We start from the raw sequence: 3,847 nt of genomic DNA on the forward strand, positions 1-3,847 counted from the left end.
TCGCATGCTGGCTCTCGTCAAGCAACCCAAAACCGAGATTAAAACCGATGCGTGAAATATACCAGTCGACCACCCAGCCGACGGCGGTCACAAGCGCCAGCAGCCCGACCCAGCCCCAGGCATCGGCGGGCTGCACACCGAAAAGTGCGGCTATCAGGGGCACGAGCAGCACTGTGCCGGCGGCCCGCATGATGACACTTACTACGGTGAGGATGAGATGGGCGATGACAGCTCGAGTACTACCGGTGGGTAGGAGCGCGAGTAAGGTGCGAATCATTGGGTGTCCTCAATCGAAGCGGCGTGTGAGACCGGGGTGTGGGCGCCGTGGTGGGAAGCGTGGGAGCCAGCTGCGTCCCAGAGCTGGCGGTATCGTCCGCCACAAGCCAGCAGATGTTTGTGAGTGCCGGTTTCGACTACGCGGCCGTGGTCAACGACAACGATGCGGTCGACAGCGGTAATGGTGTGCAAGCGGTGCGCGATCACCAGTACCGTACGGTTTTGCGTGAGCTGATTGAGAGCCTGCTGCACGAGGTATTCCGATTCCGGATCAGCGAAGGCGGTGGCTTCATCGAGCACCAGGATCGGAGTATCCGCAAGGATGGCACGAGCAATTGTCAGGCGCTGGCGTTCGCCACCTGACAGTGCCGCATCCGGCCCCAGTAGTGTGTCATACCCGTTGGGCATGCGTAGAATACGGTCGTGAAGTTGGGCGGAACGGGCCGCTTGTTCCACCTGTTCATCAGTCGCTTCGGGCTGCGCGAGTGCGATGTTGTCGCGTACGGTGCCTTGCACAAGTTGCGTCTGCTGGAACACAAATCCGACACGAGCATAAAGTTCATCGGGGGTGAGCCCCCGGATATCCTGTCCATCGATCCGGATCGAGCCCGCATCAACATCGTGGAACCGCGCTAGTAGTGCTGCCAGGGTAGATTTTCCGGATCCAGAGGACCCCACCAACGCGGTAACAGTCCCCGGTTGGAGGGTGAGAGAAATGTCTTCCAGAGTTGGAACTCCCGGAACGTACGAAAAGTTCACCTTGTCGAAGGTCACCTTGCCGGATGCCGTCGCAGGGGATGTCATCGGGTCGTTGTTGACATCCGCTTGGACTGGGTTTTCCACTTCGAGCTCACGTTCATCGAGTACGAGCTGCACGCGTTTGGCGGCTAAGAGTCCGGTGCGCAGACCTGATAGGCCGTAGCCGATCCCAAGCAATCTCCCGCCGAAGGTCGTCCCGAGGAAGAGGAACGGGAGTAGGGCCACCGGATCCATACTGCCCGTGGTGACAAAAAGTGTGCCGAATGACGTTATGACCAGCAGAAAAGTTGCGGGGCGGGTGGCCAGATCCATGAGTGACTTCTGCCCGTTGAACGGTCGTTGCCAGTCGTTTAAGAACGCGATGTACTCACTGAGTCGATTGTGGAAGGTCGACGCTGTGGCTCCGCCAAATACTCGCACTACGGGTTGACCTTCCAGATAGCTGCCTGCTTCACTATTCATCCGGTCGGCCCAACGGAGCGACTGCGCGGTTTTGACTCCAGATTGCACCAACATGATGTACATCGTGATGATATAGACGAGCACCGGTACAAAGAGCAGTAGTGCCATCCGCCAGTCAACGACGAAAAGGTACCCGAGCACCCCGAGGGGTGCAACAACAGCTGCAACGGCATCCGGTACCGCATGTGTCACAAGATAATGTAACGCGAATGTATCGTCCTGTACGAGTTGTTTAACTTGCCCCGACGTGCGTGAGTCGAACCAGCCAAGCGGCAGACGTGAGAGTTTACGCAGCATCCTGCCCCGCAACTCCCGCTCGAACCTGGCATCGATCCAGTGCAGCCACAGTAATAATGCTGACGAGAACAACACACCGGCCCCGATGAGGACCACTGCCCAGATCCCGACCGATATTAGTGCCTGGCGCGCTGCCCCGGTGAGGAGCATGCGGGACAGCTCGACAAGTAGAAAGAATGGTGCCAGCTGCATGAGGGTAACCAGCGCTTGCACCACCCCCGCGATTATGAATGTTGATTTAAGGGGTTTGAGGAGGCGTCGACCAGATTGGGAGCGCCACTGGCTGGTCGCTGCCTGTTTTCCGGTCATTTCATCGTTTTGTTGGGGTATCTGAACTGGCTCTGCTGGGGTGGTCGCTTCTGGTGTGGGGTGCGATGTCGTACTCGCCTCGTCTTGTGAACGATTCTTCCCCATTGCCCGCCCCCGAACCCAGTACGCATGCAAATGCAGTTCGGATTTCGGGAAGCCGAACTCATCGCGTAACCGAGGCCGAAGATGTTTTAATGTTCCGGACTCAGGTGCAACCCACGCGTACCAATTCGACCAGTCACGGGGTTCGATCGCAGCTGCAAGTGTTTCGGGGCCACGGTACGGCACCCAATGCGTGGTGAGCCGCGGGTGGGAGGTGAGCGGAATCAGTTGGTCATCCGGGTCATGCTCTTCCAAATAGAGGTCAACTTGGAGATGTTTGGGAATGGTCTCCAGGATGCCATTGATTGCCGGGATCGATGCCGAGTCACCGATGAGTAGGTAGGCAGCGGGCAATTCCTCAGGAACTTCGAATTTGACTGAACCCAAAGCCATAACCGCCACGCGCATGCCCGGCTTAGCAGCCACGGCCCAAGTCGAAGCGGGACCGCTGGGCTCGTGGAGTACAACATCGATGGTGAACTCACCGGTGTCTTCGTTCGCTTCGACGATAGTGTATCCGCGTTGGTGTTCAACGCCGCTGCCGTCAGGATCTGGAAACCAAAACCGTAAATATACTGCGGGCCCTGATTCGGCTTCGTCAAAGAGAGTCGGTGAAACCAACCGTATCCGCAAATATTTTGGGGTGAGATATTCCTTGTCAATAACCGTGGCGATGTGGTCCTGTGCGCCGAAGGTGCGCATGAGCACACCGTTGAATCCCCGCTTGGCCATCAGATTCCTTGTCCTATAGCTCGTAGTTCTGCCAAAAATATTTCCACGTCGCGTCCCGGCGGAGCAATGTCAACGAACCCCCGGATTGCTGCGGTCAGTAGTAAGCGCACGTATGAATCCGAGTCAATCTGCGGTAGCACACTGTGGGGTTGGTGCAGGTGAGCATCCGCTAGGAGTCCCTGCGTTGCGTGAGTTCGTTGCGCATCGAGTTCTTTAGCGTGCAGTTGTTGGGACTCTTCTGCCGCCGCATATCCGATGGTCGTGGATGCAACGGCACTTGCAAGCACAATGGCGGCATCTGGTGCATAGCCGCGTCGAACAAGCGCTTCGACTTCGGTTGAGAGTAGTGCCCGGCCACCTTCGCCCCGCGGAAACAGTGTCTGAAGGTAGGTGACCAAACCGGGATGCTCGATACTGTGCTCGCGCAACTGCAGCCCGAAGGACAGTAAGTGTTGCACCGGGTCATGGGCGGGATCGTCGTGCAATTGCAATTCACCGAGAAGCTGTTCGCCTAGCAGACGTTCAAGACCCCAGCGTCCCTCAACATGGCGATATAGTGCGGCAGCCGATACGTCGAGTCGACTGGCAACGGCGTTCAGACTCAATGCCCGCATTCCGACCGCTCGGCTCGCTCGAAGAATATCCTCGACTTCGATCTGACGAGGACGACCGCCAATTTGCTTCTCCATTCAGTACCGCCAATCCAGGTTAGTTGCCACCAGTAACTAAGGGTAGCCTAAGATGAACAGGAAAGACAGGGTGGTCCAGACTGATCGGGCGCCTGACTAATGCAATCCGTCGTGGCTTCCGCGCCATGGTCGACATGAGCGTGGCAGTGTCACCACCCAGTATGTAAGCCTGGATCCACCGATAAATTTGGTGTGAGTTCGGCGGTTTAACTGAAGAAGTG

2 protein-coding genes and 1 pseudogene are annotated in these 3,847 nt (G+C 57.3%); all 3 read right to left on the reverse strand.

All coding sequences use genetic code 11. From position 1 onward, the window contains the following. Positions 1-277 (reverse strand): annotated as a pseudogene (locus L0H14_RS12015) (iron ABC transporter permease); the annotation flags it as partial. After that, the gene (locus L0H14_RS12020; RefSeq protein ID WP_180959783.1) at positions 274-2,937 is read right to left on the reverse strand and encodes an ABC transporter ATP-binding protein/permease; all 2,664 of its coding nucleotides are present in this window, start codon (positions 2,935-2,937) and stop codon (positions 274-276) included. The gene L0H14_RS12020 and the pseudogene L0H14_RS12015, both read right to left, overlap by 4 nt. Further along, a complete protein-coding gene (locus L0H14_RS12025; protein WP_101598864.1) occupies positions 2,937-3,626 on the reverse strand; it encodes a TetR family transcriptional regulator in 690 nt (229 codons plus the stop codon). Before L0H14_RS12025 ends, L0H14_RS12020 begins: the two co-directional genes overlap by 1 nt. Positions 3,627-3,847: the final 221 nt, after the last annotated feature.

The sequence above is a fragment of the Yaniella sp. genome (genome assembly GCF_030453185.1).
In the GTDB taxonomy this organism is placed as follows: domain Bacteria; phylum Actinomycetota; class Actinomycetes; order Actinomycetales; family Micrococcaceae; genus Yaniella.